The sequence below is a fragment of the Allomuricauda sp. ARW1Y1 genome (assembly GCF_013407935.1).
Taxonomy (GTDB): domain Bacteria; phylum Bacteroidota; class Bacteroidia; order Flavobacteriales; family Flavobacteriaceae; genus Flagellimonas.
Genome location: NZ_JACBZU010000001.1, coordinates 220,522 through 243,871 on the forward strand (window position 1 = coordinate 220,522; position 23,350 = coordinate 243,871).

At 44.5% G+C, this 23,350-nt stretch carries 17 protein-coding genes; 4 read left to right on the forward strand and 13 right to left on the reverse strand.

The features are described from left to right. Positions 1–25: 25 nt before the first annotated feature. Entirely contained in the window at positions 26–1,567 is a 1,542-nt protein-coding gene (locus GGE08_RS00955; protein WP_179383046.1) for a glycine--tRNA ligase, read from the reverse strand. A 36-nt stretch (positions 1,568–1,603) separates the two neighbouring features. After that, positions 1,604–2,500 (reverse strand): hypothetical protein, encoded by an 897-nt coding sequence (locus GGE08_RS00960; protein WP_179383047.1) that lies wholly within the window; start codon positions 2,498–2,500, stop codon positions 1,604–1,606. A 49-nt stretch (positions 2,501–2,549) separates the two neighbouring features. On the opposite strand from GGE08_RS00960, the gene GGE08_RS00965 reads away from it, so the two are divergent. Beyond that, positions 2,550–3,245, forward strand: coding sequence for a ComF family protein (locus tag GGE08_RS00965; RefSeq protein WP_257023927.1), 696 nt, complete (start codon positions 2,550–2,552; stop codon positions 3,243–3,245). A gap of 64 nt (positions 3,246–3,309) precedes the next feature. Further along, complete coding sequence (locus GGE08_RS00970) at positions 3,310–4,929, forward strand: Ig-like domain-containing protein (RefSeq protein ID WP_179383049.1); 1,620 nt, start codon at positions 3,310–3,312, stop codon at positions 4,927–4,929. Here GGE08_RS00970 and GGE08_RS00975 read toward each other — a convergent pair. The 3 genes from GGE08_RS00975 to katG all read right to left on the reverse strand — a co-directional run bounded on the left by GGE08_RS00975 (position 4,913) and on the right by katG (position 8,477). Further along, positions 4,913–5,689, reverse strand: a complete 777-nt coding sequence (locus GGE08_RS00975; RefSeq protein WP_179383050.1) for an amidohydrolase — start codon at positions 5,687–5,689, stop codon at positions 4,913–4,915. The genes GGE08_RS00970 and GGE08_RS00975 overlap by 17 nt on opposite strands. Then, positions 5,682–6,167 (reverse strand): ankyrin repeat domain-containing protein, encoded by a 486-nt coding sequence (locus tag GGE08_RS00980; protein WP_179383051.1) that lies wholly within the window; start codon positions 6,165–6,167, stop codon positions 5,682–5,684. The genes GGE08_RS00975 and GGE08_RS00980 overlap by 8 nt, the downstream gene beginning before the upstream one ends. A 96-nt stretch (positions 6,168–6,263) precedes the next feature. Then, positions 6,264–8,477 carry a catalase/peroxidase HPI gene (gene katG / locus GGE08_RS00985; RefSeq protein WP_179383052.1) on the reverse strand — a complete coding sequence of 738 codons (2,214 nt, stop codon included), beginning with the start codon at positions 8,475–8,477 and terminating at the stop codon, positions 6,264–6,266. 235 nt (positions 8,478–8,712) lie between these two features. Here katG and GGE08_RS00990 point away from each other — a divergent pair, with 235 nt between their 5' ends. Continuing rightward, the gene (locus GGE08_RS00990; RefSeq protein WP_179383053.1) at positions 8,713–9,243 is read left to right on the forward strand and encodes a lipid-binding SYLF domain-containing protein; all 531 of its coding nucleotides are present in this window, start codon (positions 8,713–8,715) and stop codon (positions 9,241–9,243) included. Between the two features lie 4 nt (positions 9,244–9,247). Here the strand turns inward: GGE08_RS00990 and GGE08_RS00995 are convergent, their stop codons facing one another. Both GGE08_RS00995 and GGE08_RS01000 read right to left on the reverse strand, forming a co-directional pair. Beyond that, complete coding sequence (locus tag GGE08_RS00995; protein ID WP_179383054.1) at positions 9,248–10,612, reverse strand: DUF5689 domain-containing protein; 1,365 nt, start codon at positions 10,610–10,612, stop codon at positions 9,248–9,250. A gap of 11 nt (positions 10,613–10,623) precedes the next feature. Next, on the reverse strand, positions 10,624–13,359 hold the full coding sequence (locus GGE08_RS01000) for a TonB-dependent receptor (RefSeq protein WP_179383055.1): 2,736 nt from the start codon (positions 13,357–13,359) through the stop codon (positions 10,624–10,626). A gap of 101 nt (positions 13,360–13,460) precedes the next feature. Between GGE08_RS01000 and GGE08_RS01005 the strand changes: the two genes are divergently transcribed. After that, on the forward strand, positions 13,461–14,498 hold the full coding sequence (locus tag GGE08_RS01005; RefSeq protein WP_179383056.1) for an endonuclease/exonuclease/phosphatase family protein: 1,038 nt from the start codon (positions 13,461–13,463) through the stop codon (positions 14,496–14,498). 25 nt (positions 14,499–14,523) lie between these two features. On the opposite strand, the gene GGE08_RS01010 is transcribed toward GGE08_RS01005, so the two are convergent. The 6 genes from GGE08_RS01010 to GGE08_RS01035 form a co-directional block, all read right to left on the reverse strand. Continuing rightward, positions 14,524–14,961: a hypothetical protein gene (locus tag GGE08_RS01010; protein ID WP_179383057.1), complete on the reverse strand. Its 438-nt coding sequence runs from the start codon at positions 14,959–14,961 to the stop codon at positions 14,524–14,526. Positions 14,962–15,057: 96 nt separating this feature from the next. Then, on the reverse strand, positions 15,058–18,300 hold the full coding sequence (locus GGE08_RS01015) for a TonB-dependent receptor (protein WP_179383058.1): 3,243 nt from the start codon (positions 18,298–18,300) through the stop codon (positions 15,058–15,060). A gap of 172 nt (positions 18,301–18,472) precedes the next feature. Further along, positions 18,473–20,110, reverse strand: coding sequence for a glucose-6-phosphate isomerase (gene pgi / locus GGE08_RS01020; RefSeq protein WP_179383059.1), 1,638 nt, complete (start codon positions 20,108–20,110; stop codon positions 18,473–18,475). Beyond that, positions 20,110–21,390: a peptidoglycan DD-metalloendopeptidase family protein gene (locus GGE08_RS01025; RefSeq protein ID WP_179383060.1), complete on the reverse strand. Its 1,281-nt coding sequence runs from the start codon at positions 21,388–21,390 to the stop codon at positions 20,110–20,112. Before GGE08_RS01025 ends, pgi begins: the two co-directional genes overlap by 1 nt. A 7-nt stretch (positions 21,391–21,397) precedes the next feature. After that, a complete protein-coding gene (locus GGE08_RS01030) occupies positions 21,398–22,372 on the reverse strand; it encodes a tryptophan 2,3-dioxygenase family protein (RefSeq protein ID WP_179383061.1) in 975 nt (324 codons plus the stop codon). Between the two features lie 11 nt (positions 22,373–22,383). Beyond that, complete coding sequence (locus GGE08_RS01035; RefSeq protein ID WP_409553422.1) at positions 22,384–23,130, reverse strand: DUF3108 domain-containing protein; 747 nt, start codon at positions 23,128–23,130, stop codon at positions 22,384–22,386. Positions 23,131–23,350 lie beyond the last annotated feature (220 nt).

Here is a 23,350-nt window from a genome sequence, read left to right on the forward strand (position 1 = left end):
TGACACCTTTTATAAAATTGTAAGCTTAGATTTTCTGCAGCCAATAGCGCATATCCACTTCCTTGGAGATGATATCTTTCACCTCTGAAAGTTTTACGCGTTTTTGGTCCATGGTATCCCTGTGGCGGATGGTCACTGTATCATCTTCCAAGGTTTGATGGTCCACTGTAACACAAAAAGGTGTTCCTGCAGCATCTTGACGACGGTAGCGACGACCCACGGCATCCTTCTCATCATACTCTACATTAAAATCCCATTTAAGCTCATCCACCAACTTTTGTGCGACTTCAGGCAAACCATCACGCTTAAGCAAGGGTAGAACAGCCACTTTGTTCGGTGCGAGCACTGCTGGAATCTTAAGTACGGTGCGCGTAGTCCCGTTTTCCAACTCTTCCTCTTGCAGAGCATGGGAGAATACCGCCAAGAACATACGGTCTAATCCGATAGAAGTCTCCAACACATAAGGTGTATAGCTCTTATTTTCCTCATGGTCAAAATACTGGAGTTTTTTGCCCGAGTACTCTTCATGCTTGCCCAAATCGAAATCCGTACGGGAATGGATCCCTTCCAATTCCTTAAATCCAAAAGGGAACTTGAATTCAATGTCAGCGGCAGCATCAGCATAGTGGGCTAATTTTTCATGGTCGTGGAAACGATAGTTCTCCTCTCCCATACCCAAAGAAAGGTGCCACTTCATCCGTTTTTCCTTCCACGCTTCATACCATTCCATTTGTGTGCCCGGTTTGATGAAGAATTGCATCTCCATTTGCTCAAACTCCCGCATACGGAAGATAAACTGACGGGCCACGATTTCGTTACGGAACGCTTTTCCTGTTTGGGCTATCCCAAACGGAATTTTCATCCTTCCCGTTTTCTGTACGTTCAAAAAGTTGACAAATATACCTTGTGCGGTCTCCGGACGTAGATAAAGGTCCATGGCATTATCTGCAGAAGCGCCCAATTTGGTACCGAACATCAAGTTAAACTGCTTGACATCGGTCCAGTTTTTTGATCCTGATAGTGGACAGGCAATCTCCAACTCCTCGATCAGGGCCTTTACATCGGCCAAATCCTCATTGGCAAGGGATTGTCCCATTCGCTTAAGGATACTATCAGCCTTTTCCTGATAATCCATCACCCGTTGATTGGTGGACAAGAACTGCTCCTTATCGAAACTGTCACCGAATCGTTTGGCGGCCTTGGTCACCTCTTTGTCGATTTTGGCTTCAATTTTGGCTACGTAATCCTCGATAAGGACATCGGCACGGTATCTTTTTTTGGAATCCTTGTTATCGATCAATGGATCGTTGAAGGCATCCACGTGGCCTGAGGCCTTCCAAGTTGTAGGATGCATAAATATGGCTGCATCGATGCCCACGATGTTCTCATTGAGCTGCACCATGGCCTTCCACCAATATTCGCGAATGTTTTTCTTTAGCTCCGCCCCGTTCTGACCGTAGTCGTAAACAGCACTGAGTCCATCATAGATCTCACTGGATTGAAATACGTATCCGTACTCCTTTGCGTGGGAGATAACCTTCTTAAAAATGTCTTCCTGATTTGCCATTGGGCAAAAATAGAATTTTACCCAAAAAGTAGTATGCTATTTCAGCTGAAATTCGGTGGAAGCCAACAATCTTTCGTCCTCGAATACATTTAGGGTGTAAATTCCTTCCGCCAAAGAACCTTCGGGCACGGTAATGGCGTCACAGATACTGATTTCCTTCCCAGTGTACACAATTTCCACCTTTTTGCTGTAGGTGTTGCCACTCACTGAAATGGTGCTGGCATTGTCCTCGATGATGGCCATGTTCGGGTCCAAAAATTGCAGGTAGAGTACCTTGATGTCTCCTTTGGAATTGGGATCACTTAAGATGGTGACACATCCCCGTAACTTCTCTATTACCGATGCTTTATTAGTCTTGATGGGACGGCCGGCCCGCAATCTAAAACCGCTTCCCTCGGCATCCTGTAATTTAAGGTAACTTTTAATACGTAATTCCCTTGTCAACTCCTTATTGGTCTCCCGCAATAACGATTCGGTCTGTTGCATGCTACTGGCCTTTCCCCTGAGCTCTTCCAGTTGCTTAATGGTCTCGTTGTACTTGTTTGCCAAGAGGCTATTGTTGTACCGAAGAAAGTTGTTTTTTAGCTTAAGGCTGTCAAATCTCAACTCCAACTTTCTCAGTTCCTTTCGTGTCTCCTTCAGTTTGGTGATGCTAAAATTGAGCCTGCCTACGGAATCCAGCAATTGCTGTACCCTAAAACGGGAGGTCTGTAGTTCGATTTCGTTGACCTCGTTCAACCCGGACAAACGGTCCACTTCGGCACGCATCAATGTCAAATCCTTGACCAAAAGTGATTTTTCTTCCTCTAGGTAAATCATTTGGTTTTTGGACTGGGCGTAGCTGTAATAAAATGCAATAAGAATCCCCACAATTACCGCAACCATAGCGGCAAAGATAATTTTGTAGTTAAAAGTGTTATCTTGGGAGTTCATGGGGTTGACAGACTACGCTAAAAATGTATAAGATTTGACACCAAAAAGGTTGGCTAAGATAATAAACGAGATTAACAACATCCTATTGCCAAGGGCATGTTTTGGATGTAATGCCCAATTATTTAGGGGAGAACACGTTTTGTGTGCCGTTTGTCGACATGATGTGCCACTCACCGATCATAACTATCTGGAAGAAAACGCTGTGGACCGCATATTTTATGGTAGAATCCCCATAAAAAAGGCGGCATCTTTTGTTTATTTCTCCAAAAATGGCCTGATAAAAAATGTGCTGCATTGGCTGAAGTACAAAAATCAAGAACAGATCGGTGGTTTTTTTGGGGATTGGTGCGGCGCCCTTTTGAAAGAATCTGGCCAACTGAAGGATATTGATGTTGTAGTGCCGGTTCCCTTACACCCCAAGAAATTGAAAAAACGGGGGTATAACCAAGTAGCATTGTTCGCCCGCCACGTAGCGCAGCATATCGGAGCGGATTATTGCGACAATTGGCTGATCAAGACCAAGAACACCAAAACCCAGACCAAAAAAGGCAGGCAAACGAGATGGGAAACTTCCAAGGATGCCTTTGCTCTTGACCTTTCCAAAAATATCTCCTATACAAGGGTTCTATTGGTCGACGATGTGATTACAACGGGTGCCACCATCGAGTCCTGCGCTCGGGCCTTGCTGCAGGTAAAGGGATTGGAAGTTTATGTTTTGAGTATGGCGGTGGTGCCAGAGGGTTAAATTTTGCCAATGCGGTATCGCATTTTTTAAATTAGTTGTTTCTTTGTTCCACAATGTTTTCGGCATGGTTTATTTGAAAAAATCGTTGGGACTTCTTTTTTTCGCATTTATGGTGATGGCCCTTTGGCAATGCGCCAAGAGAGGTTCTCCCAGCGGCGGTCCCAAGGATACTACGCCCCCCAAGTTGGTAAGGGCCGAACCAGAAAATTTTACCACCAATTTCAAGGCAAAGAAAATACGCCTCTATTTCGATGAGCTTATCAAACTGGAAGATGTCCAAAACCAGTTGGTCGTGTCGCCCCCATTTAAAAACCCGGCTACCATAACACCCATGGGTGCTCCCAGCAAGTATATCGAAGTGGAGATAAAGGATACGCTAAGGGAAAACGCTACCTACACCATTAATTTTGGACAAAGTATAGTAGACAACAACGAAAAAAACCCAAACAGTTTTTTGACCTATGTGTTTTCGACAGGAGATTATTTGGATTCCTTGACCCTGACCGGGGCTGTTTCCGATGCGGTCAACCTTAAGGCAGATGAATTTATCAGTGTGATGCTCTACGAGATGGATAGTACCTACACAGATTCCACGGTGTTCAAACAGCCACCTTTGTACATCACCAACACGGGAGATAGTTTGCCCTTTTTTGAACTAAAAAACCTGAAAGGGGGTAAATATGCTCTTTTTGGGCTCAAGGATGTGAACAAAAACAATATGTTCGATCAATCCCAGGATAAAATCGGTTTTATTGCCGATACCATTACCGTACCAACAGATTCCATATATGTATTGAACCTGTTTAGGGAACAGCTTAATTACAAGGCATCGGTACCCAGTATGGTGGCCAAGAACAAAATCATATTTGGATACCAAGGAGATTACAGGGACATGGTCATCGAATCCTTGACCACCTTGCCGGACTCTGTGAGCACTACCCTTTTAAAAGAAAGGGACAAAGACACCTTGAATTATTGGCTTAGCCCGACAGAATTGGACTCGATTATCTTCACTGTTCAAAACGACAAAGTCGAGGCCATCGATACGTTTACGGTAAAAATGCGTGACCTTCCCATGGATTCCTTAAAACTATCCACCTCTGTAACGGGGAAGTTCAATTTTGAGGACAAATTCAGCATATTGGCCAATACTCCCATTGTTGCGTTGGATACGAGCCTAGTTTCTCTCAATGTGAGCGATTCCATTCCCATGTCTTACACTTTTGTCTTGGATACCCTTAAAAACAAGGTAGATTTTGATTTTGAGGTAGAGCCCAATCAAAAGTATTCCTTCTCGCTAATGCCCGGTGCCATCACTGATTTTTTTGGGATGCAAAACGATACCTTGGACTACAACCTATCAACTGGAAGTTTTGCCGATTACGGCAACCTTAGGATGATCTTGGGCGGCGACGTTACCTATCCCATCGTTGTGCAGTTGACCAATGAAAAGGGTGTGGTACAACGGGAAATTATTGCTTCGGAAGCCCAAATCTTTGAATTTAACCATCTCAACCCCGGGAATTATATCGCCCGCGTTATTTTTGATTCGAACGGAAACGGAAAATGGGATACGGGAAATTACTTGAAAAAACAGCAGCCCGAAAAAATCAGCTATTATCCGGGCACCATAGAAATCAGGGCAAATTGGGAAAAGGAAGAAACCTTTATTCTATCAAACTAAAGTGGTCCCTGTCCTCTAAAAATCGTAATTGTTTTCTGGTATCTTCGATATGGGCCTTGTCCAAAGTGGCGTAAAGTACCTCTTCCTTTTCGGAATAACATAATTGCTCTCCAAGGACATCGTATACTGCGGAATGCCCAGTGTATTCGAAATCAGCACCATCCAAACCTACACGATTGACACCGATACAATAGGCCATGTTTTCAATGGCCCTTGCCTTTAAGAGTGTGTCCCAAGCGGCGATTCTTTTCTTGGGCCAGTTGGCCACGTACATCAGCACATCGTAATCCTCCGAATTTCTGGACCACACTGGAAAACGCAGATCGTAACAAATCATGGGGCAGATTTTAAATCCTTTAAAGTCCAAAATAAGTTTTTCTTTGCCCGCCTCGTATACTTCATCCTCTCCTGCCAAGGTAAAGGTGTGTTTTTTATCGTAGCTTTTGGTAGCGCCATCAGGATAGACAAAAAACAGGCGATTAAAAAATTGGTCCGCTTCTTGGAAGACAATACTTCCAACAACTGCTGCGTCCTTTGCTTTGGCCAAGTCTTGCATCCATTTTAACGTAATCCCACCTTCAGATGCCTCCAAATGCCCGGGCTTCATGGTAAAGCCACTGGTAAACATTTCAGGGAGAACAATAACATCCACATCGGATCGTACGCCAGCTATCTTTTCCTTAAACATTTTTCGGTTACTTGCTGGGTCTTCCCAATGCAAATAGGTTTGAATCAAAGCAATGTTCAAGCTTTTAGGCATCTTGATATTGTTTTAGGAGTTCCACCAATTCCGCATTTCCTTGTTCCTTTACCAAGTCCATGGCGGTGTTGCCGCGTGCATCCTTCACCGATGCATCGGCCCCATGCTTTAACAGCATTTCGGCAATATCCTTTCGGTTAAAAGTGACTGCGTAGATGAGACAGGTAGCGCCCATAGCGTTTTTTTGGCTCACATTGGCACCAGCATCAATCAGTTTTTGGGCAATATCCGTATAGCCCTTAAAACAAACTCCCATAAGTGCGGTATTGCCCGAACCGTCCAACGCATCGACTTTGGCACCTTTTTTAAGTAAAAAATCCACCATATTGGTATGGCCATAATATGCGGCCAACAATAATGGAGTGGAGCCCCTTTCATCTTTGACTTCCAGCAAAGCTGGGTCGTTGTCCAGTAGCTTTTGTACGGTCTCCAAATTGCCCGACCGTATCTGATTGAAAAGTTCCTGCTTGTTGTTCATAGCTCTGTGAAAGTTATAAAAAAACTGCCATAACCTTGTGGGGTCATGGCAGCATTTAATTCAATTCTCTTTTTCTATTCACTCGCTCCGATAGGCCTAGGCCACATCAAAACGATCTAAGTTCATTACTTTGGTCCATGCAGCAACGAAATCTTTTACAAATCGCTCTTTGTAATCGCTGCCCGCATACAATTCGGCCAAGGCACGTAGCTCGGAGTTGGAACCAAAAATAAGGTCTACACGGGTTCCTGTCCATTTTACCTCTCCAGTTTTACGGTCCTTACCTTCAAAAACCTCTTCGGCTTCGGATGTTGCCTCCCACTGGGTCGCCATATCCAAAAGATTCACAAAGAAATCATTGCTCAAGGTACCGGGCTTATCTGTAAATACGCCATGGTCGGAACCATCAAAATTGATGTTTATGGTTCTCAAACCACCCAAAAGAACGGTCATTTCAGGAGCGGTCAAGGTCAATAACTCAGCCTTATCCACCAACATGGTCTCTGGCGTGGTCTCAAAATTTGGCGCAAAGTAGTTGCGGAATCCATCGGCCTGAGGTCTCAACCATTCAAATGATTCAACATCGGTCTGGTCCGCAGAGGCATCGGTACGGCCTGGCGTGAAGGGTACGGAGACATCATAACCAGCATCTTTTGCGGCTTTTTCGATACCTACTACACCTCCCAAGACCACCAAATCGGCCATGGATACTTTTTTGTTTCCAGATTGCTCATCATTGAACCCCTGCTGGATCACTTCGTAGGTGTTCAATACTTTTTTCAACTGCTTTGGATTGTTGACCTCCCAATCAATTTGAGGGGCCAAACGGATACGCCCTCCATTGGCTCCACCACGCTTATCAGAACCCCTAAAAGTAGAGGCTGAAGCCCATGCTGTTGAAACTAGTTCTGACACACTCAATCCGGCGCTTACGATTTTACCTTTCAAATTGGCAACATCGTCATCGTTGATGGTTTCGTAATCTGCCGCTGGAATGGGGTCTTGCCACAACAGTTCTTCTTCTGGCACTTCTGGTCCATACAATACGGCTTTGGGTCCCATATCCCTGTGGGTCAACTTGTACCAAGCACGTGCAAAGGCATCTGCAAACTCATCTGGGTTTTCGTAAAATCTACGTGAAATTTTTTCGTATTCCGGGTCAACACGCAAGGCCAAATCCGTCGTGAACATCATTGGAGCGTGCTTAAGGTTTGGGTCGTAAGCATCTACTACAGTTCCTGCTCCACCGCCATTTACGGGTTGCCATTGTACATCTCCTGCCGGACTTGTTGTTTTTTCCCATTCGTAACCAAATAGGTTTTCAAAATAGCCCATATCCCATTTGATGGGGTTGCTGGTCCAGGCGCCTTCCTCACCATCGGTAATGGTATCGGGTCCTTTTCCTGATTTGAAATCGCTCATCCAACCAAATCCTTGATTGGCCATGGCAGCACCTTCTGGCTCTACGCCTTTGTGCTCATGGGGTCCCGCTCCGTGTGCTTTACCAAAGGTATGTCCTCCAGCAATCAAGGCTACGGTCTCCTCATCGTTCATAGCCATACGGCCAAAGGAGTTCCTAATGTACTTCGCTGCTTTAAGAGGGTCTGGGTCTCCGTTAGGTCCTGCTGGGTTAACATAGATTAATCCCATGTGGTCGGCAGCAAGGTTACCTTTCAACATACCGTCATCATCGTGACGCTCATCTCCGACCCATACTTTTTCAGGTCCCCAGTTTGTGGATTTGTCAGCTTCCCAGTCGTCCCTACGTCCTCCAGCAAAACCAAAGGTTTTAAAGCCCATGGATTCCAAGGCAACGTTTCCGGTCAACACCAAAAGGTCGGCCCAAGAAATTTTGTTCCCATATTTCTGTTTGATGGGCCACAAGAGGCGACGTGCCTTATCCAAGTTGGCGTTATCCGGCCAACTGTTCAATGGAGCAAAACGCTGTTGTCCTCCAACCGCTCCACCACGGCCATCCTGCACACGGTATGTACCGGCAGCGTGCCATGTCATACGGATAAAAAACGGTCCGTAATGTCCATAATCTGCAGGCCACCAATCTTGACTGTCCGTCATCAAATCGGTAAGATCTTTTTTTAGGGCATCCAAATCAAGTGATTTAAATGCTTCTATGTAATCAAAATCTTCACCCAAAGGGTTGGTCAGGTTCGAATGTTGGCGCAAAATGCCCAAATTTAATTGCTCTGGCCACCAATAATCGATGGAAGTTCCTTCCCCTGCAGCTTGGTTCATCGCATTGAGGTGTGGGCACATGCTTGCATCTGCCCCGTTTGCCAATTCTTTACTCATGATTGTATCGTTGTTTTATATTAATTTTCAGTTCCTTAAAGATACTAAATTGCTTGCCTAGACCATAGACGTTTGATATTAATATATTATTAAAACATAGTTTTTCTCTATTGGTTTCACCTCCTTTGATCGAGTTCCTTGATTTTCTATATTTTCCTTAACACTATTTGGCAAACCCTTTCCAAATTGGAGCAAGTTGTTTGGTTACTTTTGATTGAACCTTAATAATGACACTATGAAATTGATAAGAATATGTGCCTTGGCAACCCTATTGTTAACAACAACCGTTGCCTCGGCCCAAAGTAGAAAGGACCAAAAGATTATGCAGGATGCCCAAAAGGCCAAAACGACCCTACTGGAGACCAGTCCGGGCTTGGAACGCTTTTTTGAAGATTCCGCTGGCTACGTAATTTTCCCGAATGTAGGGAAAGGTGGTTTTATTATTGGCGGGGCATCCGGTAACGGCGTAGTCTACGAAAATGGCGAAGCAGTGGGCATGGCCGATTTGAAAAAGTTGAACATTGGACTGCAAGCGGGTGGTCAGGCCATTATCGAGGTCATCTTTTTTGAGACCAATGTGGATTTACAGCGCTTCAAAACCGAAAAATTCCAATTTGCGGCCGAGACTTCGGCGGTTGCCTTAAAATCCGGTATTGCCTTTAATGCCAAATATAAGGATGGTGTAGCCGTTTTTGCCCTGCCCAAGGCTGGCCTTATGGCCGACGCCTCGGTAGGTGGACAAAAATTCAGTTATAAAGCATTCTAGAAAATTAATCCCGAACCCCCGGGGTAAAATCCTCGGGGGCGTTCTGGGGCTGTAGTATGGTTCCCGCCTCTCCGGTATCGTTAAAGATAGTCCATTCCGAAAAGGTATACACGGGGTTTGCGGTGGTAATTTCGATGTTCCGTACCGCACGGCCATCCTCAAATTCGTGATTGGTTCCGGAACCATCCTCTCCAATGACCCCAAACGCATCGATGACCGTTCCAAAGGGGTCCACTAGCTCCAAATTGTCATCACCGTTAGAATCGGCCGGACTGTTGGTGGACACCCCTAAATCGGGAGCAAAACCGTACACCAGTTCAAATTCCGTAGCGTTGGGGGATACCACCAAGGTGCTTTCGCCATTGATTATAAAGCCCGTTAAATCGATGGTAGAACTCACCTCCATATTATCGTTGGTATACCGTCGGAGCGTCCACAGGTTTAAATCCAGCGGTTCTTCACTCGCATTGTACAGTTCCACGAAGCGCGCTCCGGAATTGTTGTCCGGGTCGGCCAGTTCGGAAATAAAAATACGATTGGAAGTAAACTCGGTGATGATTTCAGGACAGCGTTCATTGATAAAGGACACATCTTCCAAACTACGAATAATCAACTGTGGGGACTTCCCATCCCGAGTGAGTATGGCCGTGAGGGTTCCATTCAAATGGGGCAAGAGCTCCGCTTGAAAGTCAGCATAACCACTGTTCAACAAGGTGATTTCATTTTCCGCACAATCGACCAAGGTACGTTCGGTTTCCTCCTCGGGAATGGCGTAGGGTTCTCCCAATGTATCCTCTGCAAATTCCAACGAATCCAACTGTACCAATATTTCCGTAGGAATACTGTCAATTTCTGCGATGGTCGTCTTGAGCGGTTGAATCGTACCCGGCCCTTCACAGGAGGTAAATACGTGCTCCAACACCTTTCCCCTGGGCAATCGACCTACCGAGCGGTTCCCAAAAGAGGAGAACGCCCCTCCCAACTCAAGCGTAGTTCCCTTTCGGTCCAGATAGAGCTCCTTTAGTTTGATATAGACCTTGCTCCCAACTGGATATAGCAAATGCGACTCCCGAAAATCCATCTCCAACCGAATTCCTCCCGTAGGATTCGCAGGACTGTCCTGTAGATAAAGTACATTAAAAAAATTGCCCGCTTGATCGGAAGAAATCACATAGCCCTCCAGCACCCAATCTTCCTGAATCTGTACTACCTCATCTTGAACGAGCGAATCCAAAGCGGCAAAAGTGATGTTTGCCGTAATATCCGTAGTGCAGTTGGCTTCCAATGTTCCAAATTCTCGGCCCTCCACACAACTCCATGCTAGGATGACCAATACAATTCCGATGCTCTTTAAAACTAAATTTTTCATGGGATAATGGATTAAAAGCTAATAGCCAAATTCAAAAAATAGGTGCGTCCGTAACTGTACCAATATTTTGGTGCGAAGGAAGGGGAACCGCTCTGATTGTCTTGCCGCAACTGCCCAAAGTTCCCGTTACGGCTCTGCTCATAGCCTCCTGTACGGAAAACCGTATCGAACAGATTGTTCACACTGGCAAAAAGGCTAATGTATTTTCCGCCCACCAACCACGATTTGCCACCCACTAGATTGAGCAGGTAGATGTCCTCCAACTTTTTTTGCCGCAGTAGATGGCCCACATTTTCCTCGGTGGCATCGGGGAAGGCTTTACCCGTTTCTGGGTCAATCAAAAAACTCACGGTTCTGGTGATGGCGGAGAGGTTGATATAGTTATTGGTGAGGTAGTTGGTCGTTGCGCTGACCCACCAGTACTTGGGCGAACGATAGGATACACCGAGAGCAACGGCGGTTTGGGGGCCTTGTGCCAGTCTGAGGTCTTTGAGGTCGGCAACACCCAAATCAATGGTACCTTCGGGCGCAATGAGGTCCTCTTCAGGTCCGGCCGTGTCAAAATTTATTTGAATGGATGGGTCACTGGCATAGGTGTACTCGCCAAAATTTCCGGCCGCGGTCAACTTTACACTGGAGGATGCCTCGTACTCAAAGCCAAACTCAATGCCCTTGTGCAGCCTATCCAATCCAGTGATGACCTCCTGCACAAAATCGGAACCCAATCCCGAATCCACGAAAAAGAAATTGATGTCGGTGGTGTGCTGAAACCGCGTATAAAAAGCACTTATACGACCTGTTAGATTGGGCAATCGGACAAAATAGCCCAAATCCACGCTGCTTATAGCTTCCTGCTGCAGATCAGGCACTGTTTCATTGTTCTCCCTCGGGTTGATGAATATATTCTGAACAATGGGTGGCCGTTCCAGCTGCGCTGCAGTCGCGGTAATCCAATGTCGTCCGTTCAGGAAATAGGTCAAACCAGCTTTGTACGATAGATTGGAAAAAGAAATTTGATTGCCAGGGCCAAAGGAATTTTCCAGATAACGCTCGTTGGTAAAGAAACCATTGCGCTGTACCTGCTGATTGGAATAAGCGGCCGAAACAAACCCATCCCATGTTTTGGAAGTCAGTTGAAGCTGTGCATAGGCTTCCATTTGGGAAGCGTCCAAATTATAGTGATAGTTGAACTTTTCGCCTTCCGTTTTCTGTAAATCGCCTTGGGTATCGTTCAAGGTATCGGAAAAGGTATCCAAATCTTCATGGAAAGCGGCACCCAACAAATCTTGGATTTCAGCAAAGTTTTCGGAGGACGTACTCCTATAATTTCCTCCCAAACCCAGCTGTATCAAATCGCCAAGGTGAGCGTTGAAACTTGTAGATACCGTCAAGGTCTTATCTTCTGTCACATCATCATAGAGCAGGTAGGCCGCTTTGTCAGCATTATTGGTGTTAGCAGTGTAGAGTTGCTCCCAATTGAGCTGCGGGTCTTCCAAAAAGGCTTCTTTGGCCAAGTTGGCATTCACGAAATCCGCTCCTATGGAACTGTTGATGTAGTAACTCGGCAAATATCTGTAATAGGTAGGGTCCGGATTTGGGGCGTTGTAATATCCCAGCCTACTGCGGGAATTCGTGCCTGTTTGATAGGCAAATCCAAGATTCCAATCCACTTTTTTGGTATCAAGCGTATAGTTGAGCAAAAAAATCGGTTCAAATATCTCCCGCTCCCTTGAATTTCTGATATTCCCATCTTGATTACCCCAGTAAGGATTATACCGGGCACCCATCAAATCGAATACTTCTTCGGTCATCGCAGAGGAACGCCCCCTTCGATTGCGCGCCAAAATTGAGGTAAATGCAATGCTGTTCTTGGAATTGAACTGATATTCCAAAGCTCCAAAAAAGGAATACGCATCGTACAAGGTGCCTTCCACATAACCTTCATTGGCCCATCTGCGCGAGGCCGATACCGAATACGAAAGTCCGCTTGGCCGTTCCCCCGAATTATACGTGGCCATAAGCCTGCCATTGTAGGTTCGGTTGGAAAGGGATGAAGACAAACGTAAGCCTGGGCGAAGACCAGATGGCCGGGTATTGATGTTGGTATTCCCCAAAATTCCGCCAAACAAGTAGGAGTTAATGGAAAGTCCGTTGGTAAATTCCTGATTGCGGACCACATCGTTAAGTCCGCCCCAATTGTTCCACTGCGGCCTGCCATCAAAGAATTTGTTCATTGGAACTCCATTGATGAGCACCATTCCATTTCGGGAATCGTATCCTCGGACCTTAAAAAAGGCCTGTCCAAAATCAAAAGCGGCACGATTTAAAAAAATATCACGGGTAGACTGCAACAATCCCATGGTACTGGAAACGGATTCAAAGTCATCGGAAAGGTCTCCTTCGGTAAGCGTAATCAGGTTATCCGTTTGTTCACGGGCAATGTCTCTTTCCAAATAAATAATGCCCAAATCAATGGGGTTTCCATCCAAATAAATGGAATATCGCTTGGTGATGAAATCCAAAGCGGAAATTTGGAGCATCTGTTCTCCTGTTTCCGATAAGATTAGTTCAAACTCACCCTTTGCATTTACTGTAAATTGTTGGGAACTGCTTTCCAAAATGATGTTTGCATTGGAAATGGGAACATCCAATCCCTTGTCCATTAATTGGCCTGTAACCCGTGTACGTTGTTGCCCGTACAGCACTTTGCAACAACAGAGTACAGCCCAGAGTACGGCTAGTCTCATAGCTTATTGTAGGTTAATGAATAAAAAAGGGGTTGTAATTGCTGTACAAATTGCAAGAAAGCGTACAATCTTACTTATTTTAGCTACAAAATCAAAATAGAATGCGATTATTAATATGCCTACTTGTATTAATATCGACCTCACTTTACGGACAAAAGTCCAAGACATACATTATTAGGACCGTTGCTTTTTACAACTGTGAAAACTTGTTTGACACGGTAAACGACTCCCTTACCTTTGATGACGACCGAACGCCTGAGGGCCGTTATCACTGGACCCAGGAGCGATATCAACAAAAGTTGGACAATCTCTCCCATGTGATTTCCCAAATTGGGGCTGACACCTCCAAAACTTCCCCGGACATTGTGGGGCTTTGTGAAGTGGAAAACCTGGATGTGCTTGAAGATTTGGTCCAGCATCCGAATTTGCAGGACAAGGATTATGGCATTATCCATTTTGATTCCCCCGATGAGCGGGGCATCGATGTGGCCTTACTTTACAAAAAAGCTTCCTTTATTCCTTCATCCTTCAAAAGCCATAGGCTTTTATTGTTTGATGATCTAGGGGAACGGAAATATACGAGAGACCAGTTGGTGGTAGGTGGCACCATGGATGGGGAAAAGTTCCATTTTGTGGTGAACCATTGGCCCTCCCGAAGAGGTGGGGCAGCCAGGAGCGAACCTTTTCGTGTACGGGCGGCTTTACTGAACAAACGTATTATCGATTCCATACAAACGTTGGACCCAGATGCTAAAGTTATCGCCATGGGCGACTTAAACGACGACCCCATTGACAACAGTTTGAAAACCATTTTGAAAACCAAAGGAAAGATAACGCAATTGGACAGTTTGGACCTGTACAATCCCATGGAGGCACTTTATAAAAAGGGCATTGGTTCCCTCGCCTATCAAGACAAATGGAATTTGTTCGATCAACTGTTTTTCACCTCGAATTTGGTGACAGAAGACCGTACTAATCTTTCTTTTTGGAAAGCGGGTATTTTTGCACCTGCCTTTGTACGAACGGACCAAGGGCGTTTTAAGGGTTATCCACTACGCACCTACTCAGGTGGTAGCTATACGGCTGGGTATAGCGACCATTTTCCTGTGTACTTGTTTTTGTTGAAGGAGGCAGAGTAAGATTCCCGCCTCCGCGGGAATGAAATTAAGCGAACCACTGCGCCCATGGGATACGGCTCAAAATAAGCAGTAAACCTAGCCCGTAAAAAATGGAAATGGTCTTGAACTTACGCTGGCTTTCCATGAACTTTTTGTGCCTGGACCAACCGATGGTGATTAAGACCAAGGCAATGATGTTCGTAAATGGATGTTCCACGGCCAATAAGCGCGCTGGAGCGTTCAATCCGCTCATTCCTAAAGTTTGGATGGCCTTGAGTCCATTGCCGGAAACAAAATATAGAATAAGCCCAATCAATAATTGAATATGGCTTAGAATTAAGGCGAACAAACTGATACGAAAGTCCTTTTGCAGGGTAAAATCCTTTTTGCCCAACCAGCCTGCTATCGCATTCACGACGGCCAATACTAAAACGGCCAGCACCACATAGGCCAAATAAGAGTGTAGGTTCTTGATAATTTCCATTAGGTAGAATTTAAGTGGTTTAAAAATACGGAATTTTAGAGATAAAAAAAGCCCTTCGCGATCGCGAAGGGCTTTAATTCTATTTTTAGGATATCCTTAGTTAAAGATATATCGAATACCCAATTGTGCTTGCCATCTGGATGACTGAATACCTCTATCATCGAATTCGATGAAGTCAGGGTTTCCATTTTCATCCATTACACCTTGGTTGATACTGAATACAGGAGTGTCTCCTGTAGAAACAGTTGTCAATGGGCTAACCTCGCTTCTCACGAACTTCAATCGACCCCAATCTTTGTTCAAAAGGTTGGTGAAGTTGAAAACATCAGCAGAAAGCTGGAAGGTGTGCTTGGTGTTTCCAAACTTAATCTTGAAATCCTGAAGAACCTTCAAGTCAAGAATATGGCTCCATGGACCTCTTTCAGCGTTACGCTCAGCATAACCTCCTCTGTTTTCGTCCAAGTAATCGATGCTGCTTATGAAATTATCCAATTGCTCCCATTGAGCCGCTTGCTGCGCCTCGTCGCCAGAGAATTGAATTTCAGAAGCATCTCTTGGGATGTAAATCAAGGCATTGTCCCTTGAGTCATCGTTCAACAAATCACGTCCTTCGTTATACGTAAAGCTGTATGGAGCGTTTTGTGATCCAGTGTACAACAAAGCAACCGTTGTGCTTACATTCTCGTTCCAATCCAATTGGTAAGAAACGTTGGCCAAAATTCGGCTACCACCAGCAAAATCGGAACGGGTAACAGGCAAGTTGGAGTTTTTACCGTTTACCGTTAGTATGTTTCTCCATTGAGAACTGTTCTGTGAAGAAGTACCATCAAAGATTTTGTTGGACTCACTGAAAGAGTAGGATACCGAACCTGCAAAACCGTTATCGAAAGGCTTAGTCAAGGTAAAGGTAGCCGTTGTGGCATTTCCTCCACCTGTATTTGATGCTAAATAAATACCTTGGTATGTACCGTCAATTCGATTGCTACGGTTGTAAAACGGACGGTTATCAGCACCTTGGTAGAATCCTTCTGGTCCACCGATATTCAAGTTCTCATAATAGATGTCATTGATTACATCTGTGTACAAGAAGTCAGCAGAGGCAATCAAGCCCCACCAAGGAAGTTTCTGGTCGATGGCAAAGTTATACTTCATAACCTGAGGTAGCTGGAAATCAGCTGAAATCAAGTCAATGTTTCCACCAACACCACCTGAACCTGGAGCTGGGTCTTCAAATTGATTGTTAACGTCGGCTTCAAATGGTTGTCCAAACTCGAACATGAATCCACCGGTAACACCATTATTGTTGTAGCTACCACCTGGCCATACCAATGGCAATCTAGAAGTAAATACCCCAAGACCCCCACGAATTTGAGTGGTTCTATCTCCATTTACGTCCCAGTTGAAACCTAGACGAGGAGAGAATACGGCATTGCTAATTTGCTGTCCAACACGAGCACCTTGAAGGTCTTTTCCAGCAGCTTCCAATAATCCTACTGTACGAGTATTGAAGTCTTCATTTACAGGACCGTCTCTCCATACAGGAATATCGATACGAGCACCAAAGCTCACTCTAAAGTTATCGGTAACATCAACTTCATCCTGTACGTAAACTCCATATTGCTCGGTTTCAAAATCAGCAGAACCTGCAGATTCATCACCAGTTATACCGTTACCGACCAAAGAATACCCATGCTGGTACACGTCAGCATTCTGACCTGTCAAGAACTGGTTCAATCCAGAAGAAAGTAGATTGCCCTCATCATCGAACTGATCTTCGAAGGTATAATCGCCATAGTTATAGGCAAAGAACAAGTTCTTTACCGTTGCAAATTCCGCGTTGGCCCCTAGTGTAATGGTGTGCCTTCCTGCGTAAATATTGAAGTTGTTGGTAATGGTCAAATAGTCAGTATTCAACAAGTTGGCAGTAGAAAATGGCTCAGAACCAAAGGAGATGAATCCGTCTCCATCTTGGATGTCAACTGTTGGGAAAGGCTGTCCAAAAGGATCCCTGTCATCACGTACGGCAGTAAAGCCTACTACCAAGTTATTACTGAATTTATTGCTGAAACGAGAGTTCAACTCCAATGCAGTAGAGTTGGTTGTAGATTCAAAAAACTCTGAACCGTTTATGAAACCAATGTTTCTGTTACCGGAGTTTCTTGCTTCCAAGTTTTCCGCACCAACATAGCTGTGACGCAAAGAAAGGTTGTGGTTTTCATTAATGTTCCAGTCCAATTTGGCCACCAATGTGTTACTTTCCAATGTACGGGTGTTGTTATCAAAAATACCAGGATTGTATCCGTAGGTATTTTGAAGGAATGAACTCAACCCTGCTAGATCTGCCTCAGAAGCACGACCTGTGTAGTTGCTGAATGTAAAAGGTTGAGGAGTTTCAGTTTCACCTCTTTCGTAGTTCACAAAGAAAAAGAGTTTGTCCTCAATAAGTGGACCACCCAAACGAACACCATAGGTGTTAGCAGAGAATTCCGCTAGTTTTTCTCTATCATCTCCTTCATTTACCAATGCACCTGGCGTTTTTCCCGCCAAAGATTCATTTCTGGTGAAGTAGTATGCAGAACCTTCAAATTCGTTGGAACCTGAACGAGTTACTGCGTTGATGGAACCTCCGGAGAAACCAGACTGTCTTACATCAAAAGGTGCGATGTTGATCTGGAATGTTTCAATCGCATCAACGGAAAGTGGGTTTACCCCTGTCTGTCCTCCGTTGGTACCGGAACCTGCCAAACCAAATACGTCATTGTTTACGGCACCATCAATATAAATGGCATTATAACGGTTGTTCTGACCAGCAAGTGAAATGGAAAAACCATCATCACCTTCAGACAGCTGTGCTTGTGGTGTTAAACGCACAAAATCCGCCAATGAACGGGAAGCTGCAGGAGTGGTAGCCACTTGTCGCTGAGAAATGTTTGTTTCCGTACCTGTTTTGTTGGCTCCAAAAACCCCACTTGATACTCCAGTGAGTACCACTTCGTCCAATGCCGTAGCTGCTTCTGCCATTTCGACACTGATTCTTTCGGTAGAACCAAGGTTTAAGAAGACATTTTCCTTTACGATTTCATTAAAACCGACATAGGAAATAGTTATGGTATAAGGTCCACCGGTTCTCATACCTGAAATACGGTAGAAACCATCAAAATCGGTAGCAGCACCATAGACTGTCCCGGATGGCACGTGTTCTGCAACGATTGACGCACCCGGCAAAGGCTCTCCAACGTTGTCTGTTACCTGACCTCCCAAAGAAGACGTGGTAACCCCTTGTGCAAATGCTGTTGCGGTAAAAAGAATGGCCGCAATAGCCAAGTAGATTCTTTTCATTTAATTCAGTGTTTAAGTGTTTAATTAGCGCTGCAAATGTGATCCATTTTTGACACACTGCGATTAAGCCAAAGTTAAAATCATGCAAATATACTTAACACTAAATTAACAATTAGAGTTCTTTGACAGACAATTGTTTAGGTTTTTTCGAAGGATTTGAAAAGATGGCAACCTACCCCTTAAAAAATTGCAAAAGGTGCATTGTGGAACTGTCGTGTTTGCCAATTTCTGAATTCTCAATGTCCGATAAAATGGTTTTGGCCAATTCCTTGCCTAATTCCACGCCCCATTGGTCGTAGCTAAAAATATTCCAGATTACCCCTTGAACGAATATTTTATGCTCGTAAAGGGCAATCAAAGCCCCTAGACTTTTCGGGGTCAATTTTTCGATTAGAATAGAGTTGGTGGGCTTGTTTCCTTCAAAAATTTTGAAGGGCAGCAATTTTTCCAGTTCCTCGCCCGATAATCCCGAGGATTCGAGCTCTCCCCTGACCTCATCGGCGGTTTTGCCGTTCATCAATGCCTCTGTTTGGGCAAAGTAGTTGGCCATCAACTTATTGTGGTGATTAACATCTCCGTGCAATGATTTCTTGTATCCAATAAAGTCTGTTGGAATCAATTTGGTCCCTTGGTGGATCAATTGGAAAAAAGCGTGCTGTGAATTGGTCCCTGGCTCGCCCCAGATGATGGTTCCTGTTTCGTGGCCCACCCGATTTCCATTTCTGTCCATGCTCTTTCCATTACTCTCCATGATTCCTTGCTGCAAGTATGCCGAAAAACGGTGCAGGTATTGGGTGTATGGAATAATGGCCTCGGTTTCGGCGCCATGAAAATTGTTGTACCAAACACTGATCAATCCCAGTAGCACAGGTATATTCTGTTGGAAAGGCGCTTCTTTAAAATGTACATCCATTTCGTGGGCTCCATCCAAAAGGGCTTCAAAGTTTTCGTAACCCACAGATAAGGCAATTGAAAGTCCAACCGCGCTCCAGAGGGAGAATCTGCCTCCGACCCAGTCCCACATGGGAAACACATTGTCGTCGGCTATACCAAATTCCTTGATTTTCTCAAGGTTGGTAGATACGGCCACAAAATGATCGGCCACATCCTTTTCGGATGCATTTTTCAGGAACCATTTTTTAATGGTCAGTGCATTGCTCAGCGTTTCCTGGGTGGTAAACGATTTGGATACTATGACAAATAATGTGGTTTCAGGATTGAGCTCTTTCAACACTTCGTGAACCAAATCGCCATCCACATTGCTTACAAAATGGGTCTTTAAGTCATTTTGATAATACTTCAAGGCTTCGGTGACCATAACGGGCCCCAAATCGGACCCACCTATACCAATGTTCACGATATCGGTGAATGCCTTTCCTGTGTGTCCTTTGCGTTCTCCAGAAATGACAGCGTTGGAAAAGGATTTTATTTTTTCCTTCACCTCAAAAACCTCATCTACGATGTTGACGCCATCCACCATTACAGTATCACCCTTTTTGGCCCGCAGTGCTGTATGCAGTACTGCCCTGCCTTCGGTTTGGTTGATAAGTTCCCCGCCAAAATAGCTCCCTATGGCATCCTGCAACCCTACTTCGTTGGAAAGTTGCAGTAGCAATTCCAAAGTTTCTTCTGTAATTCTATTCTTTGAATAGTCCACCAAGAAATCGTTCCATTGGATCGAAAACTTTTGTCCCCGACCTTCTTCTTTTGAAAACAGTTCCCTTAAGTGTACGTTTTTTGTTTCTTGGTAATGTTGTTGTAGCTTTTTCCAGGCTTGGGTGGTAGTGGGGTCAATTGTGGGTAATGCCATTACTGGGTGTATGATATTAGGGTTTCTTCGGGTTCTGTTGGCGTCGGGTCAACAAATTCAATACAATCCAATTGCTCTTTTAAAGGGGCTATATGCGCCATATAATCGGTGCGCAATGAATCTGCAATGGGGTCGGCTTCGGGCAATTTTTCTTTTAAGGGATCCACTTGTCTTCCATTTTTCCAAAAACGGTAACACACATGGGGGCCTCCCGTATTTCCGGTCATCCCTACCCAACCGATTACATCGCCTTGCCGAACAAATTCTCCGCGTTTGACGTTCTGTGCCTTCATGTGAAGGTATTGGGTACTGTAAATGCTGTTGTGTTTTATTTTGACGTACTTGCCGTTACCACCTCGTCGTGTTGATTCGGTTACCGTTCCATCTGCCGTGGCCACGATTGGCGTTCCTACGGGTGCGGCATAGTCTGTTCCTTTGTGTGGTCTTACCTTGTAGCCATAATAGGCGATTCTTCTTTTTAAGTTGTAGCGAGAGGATAACCTATATCCAAATTTAATGGGTGCCCTTAGAAATGTGCTTCTTAGGTTATTGGCGTCTTGATCAAAATAGTCCAATATGTTATTTACCGTATCGGCCACGTAGGGAAAGGCATAAATTGTTCTTCCCTTGTGCTCAAAAAGAGCTGCTTTTATGGGGCCTCTACCTGCGTAAACGGTATCGTTAATGTAACGTTCATCAAAAACCACCTTAAACTTATCCCCTTTTTCCAGTCGGAAGAAGTCGATTGTCCAGGCATAAATTTCGGATAGCCCTATGGTTACGCTATAATCTACCCCCAAATTATCCATAGCTTCGGATAGGCTGCTGTTGATAACGCCTCCTACTTCGCGCTCCCTTAGGGTGACCTTTCGTTTGTTCTTGTAAGCAACAGCGCTATCGCGAAGGTCCACCACAGTGTAGTTTATTCGATCATTTTGATAGATAAAAACCTTGGCCACTTCGGAAGTATCCTTGGATTTTAGAATGAGATAGGGTTTGCCCACCATGATTTTTCGAACGTCGAAAGTGTCCCTATAATTTTCGGAGATGGCCGCTATTTTGGGGTAGTCCACTTTATTTTTGAGCATGAGTTCACCAAAGCTATCGCCGTTACGCACTGTATCGCGCACTACATTGAACTCATCCAGATTGAAACCATAATGGAGTTCTGGAAGCTTTTCGATCACTTCCACTTTTGCCACTTCTTCAACCGGTTCCTTAGTTTGTTTACATGATGCCAACACCGTCAGCACCACCATTGCCCCAATAATTTTCCGCATTTTTCTTCTATTCCTTGTATTCTCTTTTTGCCGGGTTAAACACGTGGTCCACCCATTGTTTTCCCCAAGTATCCAACTCTTCTTTGGAATGCAAAGTTGGGAAAAAAATTATTTTCTGGAAACTGGGCGGCAAATAGTCCTTCCAATTGGTGCCCCCGGTCGCCTCTACATCCTTACCTTCCCTTGCCAAATATCGATGGGCCGAACCCATGTGCATCAATGGCCAATTTACGTTGGCATTCAGATCTAATTGTTTTAACGCCGAAATCAGCTCTTCATTGCATAGGGATGCATCCGGAAGCTGTAAATATTTATCGTATACGGTGCTGTCCTTCACCTGATTGGCTATTCGCAACAACCGTGAGGTGTACCGTACCTCAAATTGTTTCAAGGTCAAGGTCTTTTCGCCTGTTTCCAGGTCCGTGGCACCCTTTTTCCAATACACATGCTCAAAAAGCTCTTCGATACTGTTTTCCGATGAAAATGATTCCCGCTCGGAAGGATGTACCATATGCTGCAAGGGTGTGGCGTAGAATTCGATCATGCGATACTGAGCAGATTGAAAGCCACTCGCCGGAAGCAATGCCATCCGATAACGAAGGAACTGCTCGCGCTCCATTCCCTTGATCATAATACTGAACGAAGAAATCAACGCCTTGAAATAGCTATTGATTCTTCGGACCTTTTCTATGAAAAAAGCTACATCCTGGGATTTATCCTCGACAATCTGTTTTTCTTCGTGAAGGATGAGCTTAAAGTACAATTCGGTAATCTGATGGTACATGATGAAGATTTCTTCATCGGGGAAATGGGTTCGTGGCACCTGAAGGCTGAGCAGGGTATCCAAATGGATATAATCCCAGTAGGTTAGATATCTTTCGTACAACAGACCATCCAGATAGGAACTCAGGTCCTGACCTGAATTTTTGTACTTCTCTTCTAACTTATTGATTTGGGAAGCGATTTTTGCATCCTTGTCCATGAAACACCGAACTAATCCATTATTATTTTAAACTGGTTCTTGAGTCCATTATAACCATCCAAATCGGCCTTTAAGGAACCAACGGCCAAATCGGCCTTTATTCTGATGGGTAATTTATTCCAATCATTGGAAACCCAAAGCGTAAGACTCTCCTTTTCCTTAAAAACACGACCGGATTGAACCAGCGGCCTAAATTTAAGACATTCCACCTTGCCAAACTTGGTACGGATGGTATCTTTTCCCAAATATTTTAATTGGAACTTAAAAACACCGTCGTCGTCAAAGAGCATATCCAAATTAATGGATTGGCCAACCTCAAATTCTTCTAGATTATAGTTGCTCCGTAAATAATAGGAAGCGGAAATCAAATCCTGAATTTGGTCGTGGATCTTAAAATCCTGCTGTGTACCATTTTTATTGTCAATCAACAGCGCCTTGTCCTTTTCGTAATCAAATTCTATTTCGATGTCTTTGGTGTAACCGCCCTCATCGATTTTTCGAATGAACTTGTACGGTTTGCCATTGTCCATTCCAAAATAGCTTTCGTAGGTATCGTCCACCTTAAAAAAAATGCTGGCGAAGCCGGTGGTCTTTCCCCTGCCCACCACATGGTACACCGGAACCCCATTAAGCTGTTCGGTGGTAAGGTGCATGGTTGCGTAACTTGCATTTAGAATACCATAGTGTATCCTAAATTTCAACCACTCCCCTGGTTTAAAGGCTGGCTGCGAACTCTGCCCCATCACCGGAAGGGCCATTACAAGCAGGAGTAAGGCGATTATTGTCTTTTTCAAATGCAATTTCATGGTCATAAAATTAGTAAAATCACGTTAGGGGGCTACGCTGTTCACATATACTTAAACAAAACTTATTCCAAAATAGTATAAACAAAAAAAAGCCCAGTCTCAAGACTGGGCTTTTCCTAAATAACCAACCAAACTTTAAATTATGAAAAACCAATACTTAAAGTTATAAGGG

Excerpts from the sequence above, each read along its gene's own strand:
- GGE08_RS00955 (WP_179383046.1), bottom strand. The coding sequence starts at position 1,567 with ATGGCAAATCAGGAAGACATTTTTAAGAAGGTTATCTCCCACGCAAAG.
- GGE08_RS00960 (WP_179383047.1), bottom strand. The coding sequence starts at position 2,500 with ATGAACTCCCAAGATAACACTTTTAACTACAAAATTATCTTTGCCGCT.
- GGE08_RS00970 (WP_179383049.1), top strand. The coding sequence starts at position 3,310 with ATGGTTTATTTGAAAAAATCGTTGGGACTTCTTTTTTTCGCATTTATG.
- GGE08_RS00975 (WP_179383050.1), bottom strand. The coding sequence starts at position 5,689 with ATGCCTAAAAGCTTGAACATTGCTTTGATTCAAACCTATTTGCATTGG.
- GGE08_RS00980 (WP_179383051.1), bottom strand. The coding sequence starts at position 6,167 with ATGAACAACAAGCAGGAACTTTTCAATCAGATACGGTCGGGCAATTTG.
- katG (WP_179383052.1), bottom strand. The coding sequence starts at position 8,477 with ATGAGTAAAGAATTGGCAAACGGGGCAGATGCAAGCATGTGCCCACAC.
- GGE08_RS00990 (WP_179383053.1), top strand. The coding sequence starts at position 8,713 with ATGAAATTGATAAGAATATGTGCCTTGGCAACCCTATTGTTAACAACA.
- GGE08_RS00995 (WP_179383054.1), bottom strand. The coding sequence starts at position 10,612 with ATGAAAAATTTAGTTTTAAAGAGCATCGGAATTGTATTGGTCATCCTA.
- GGE08_RS01000 (WP_179383055.1), bottom strand. The coding sequence starts at position 13,359 with ATGAGACTAGCCGTACTCTGGGCTGTACTCTGTTGTTGCAAAGTGCTG.
- GGE08_RS01005 (WP_179383056.1), top strand. The coding sequence starts at position 13,461 with ATGCGATTATTAATATGCCTACTTGTATTAATATCGACCTCACTTTAC.
- GGE08_RS01010 (WP_179383057.1), bottom strand. The coding sequence starts at position 14,961 with ATGGAAATTATCAAGAACCTACACTCTTATTTGGCCTATGTGGTGCTG.
- GGE08_RS01015 (WP_179383058.1), bottom strand. The coding sequence starts at position 18,300 with ATGAAAAGAATCTACTTGGCTATTGCGGCCATTCTTTTTACCGCAACA.
- pgi (WP_179383059.1), bottom strand. The coding sequence starts at position 20,110 with ATGGCATTACCCACAATTGACCCCACTACCACCCAAGCCTGGAAAAAG.
- GGE08_RS01025 (WP_179383060.1), bottom strand. The coding sequence starts at position 21,390 with ATGCGGAAAATTATTGGGGCAATGGTGGTGCTGACGGTGTTGGCATCA.
- GGE08_RS01030 (WP_179383061.1), bottom strand. The coding sequence starts at position 22,372 with ATGGACAAGGATGCAAAAATCGCTTCCCAAATCAATAAGTTAGAAGAG.
- GGE08_RS01035 (WP_409553422.1), bottom strand. The coding sequence starts at position 23,130 with ATGGCCCTTCCGGTGATGGGGCAGAGTTCGCAGCCAGCCTTTAAACCA.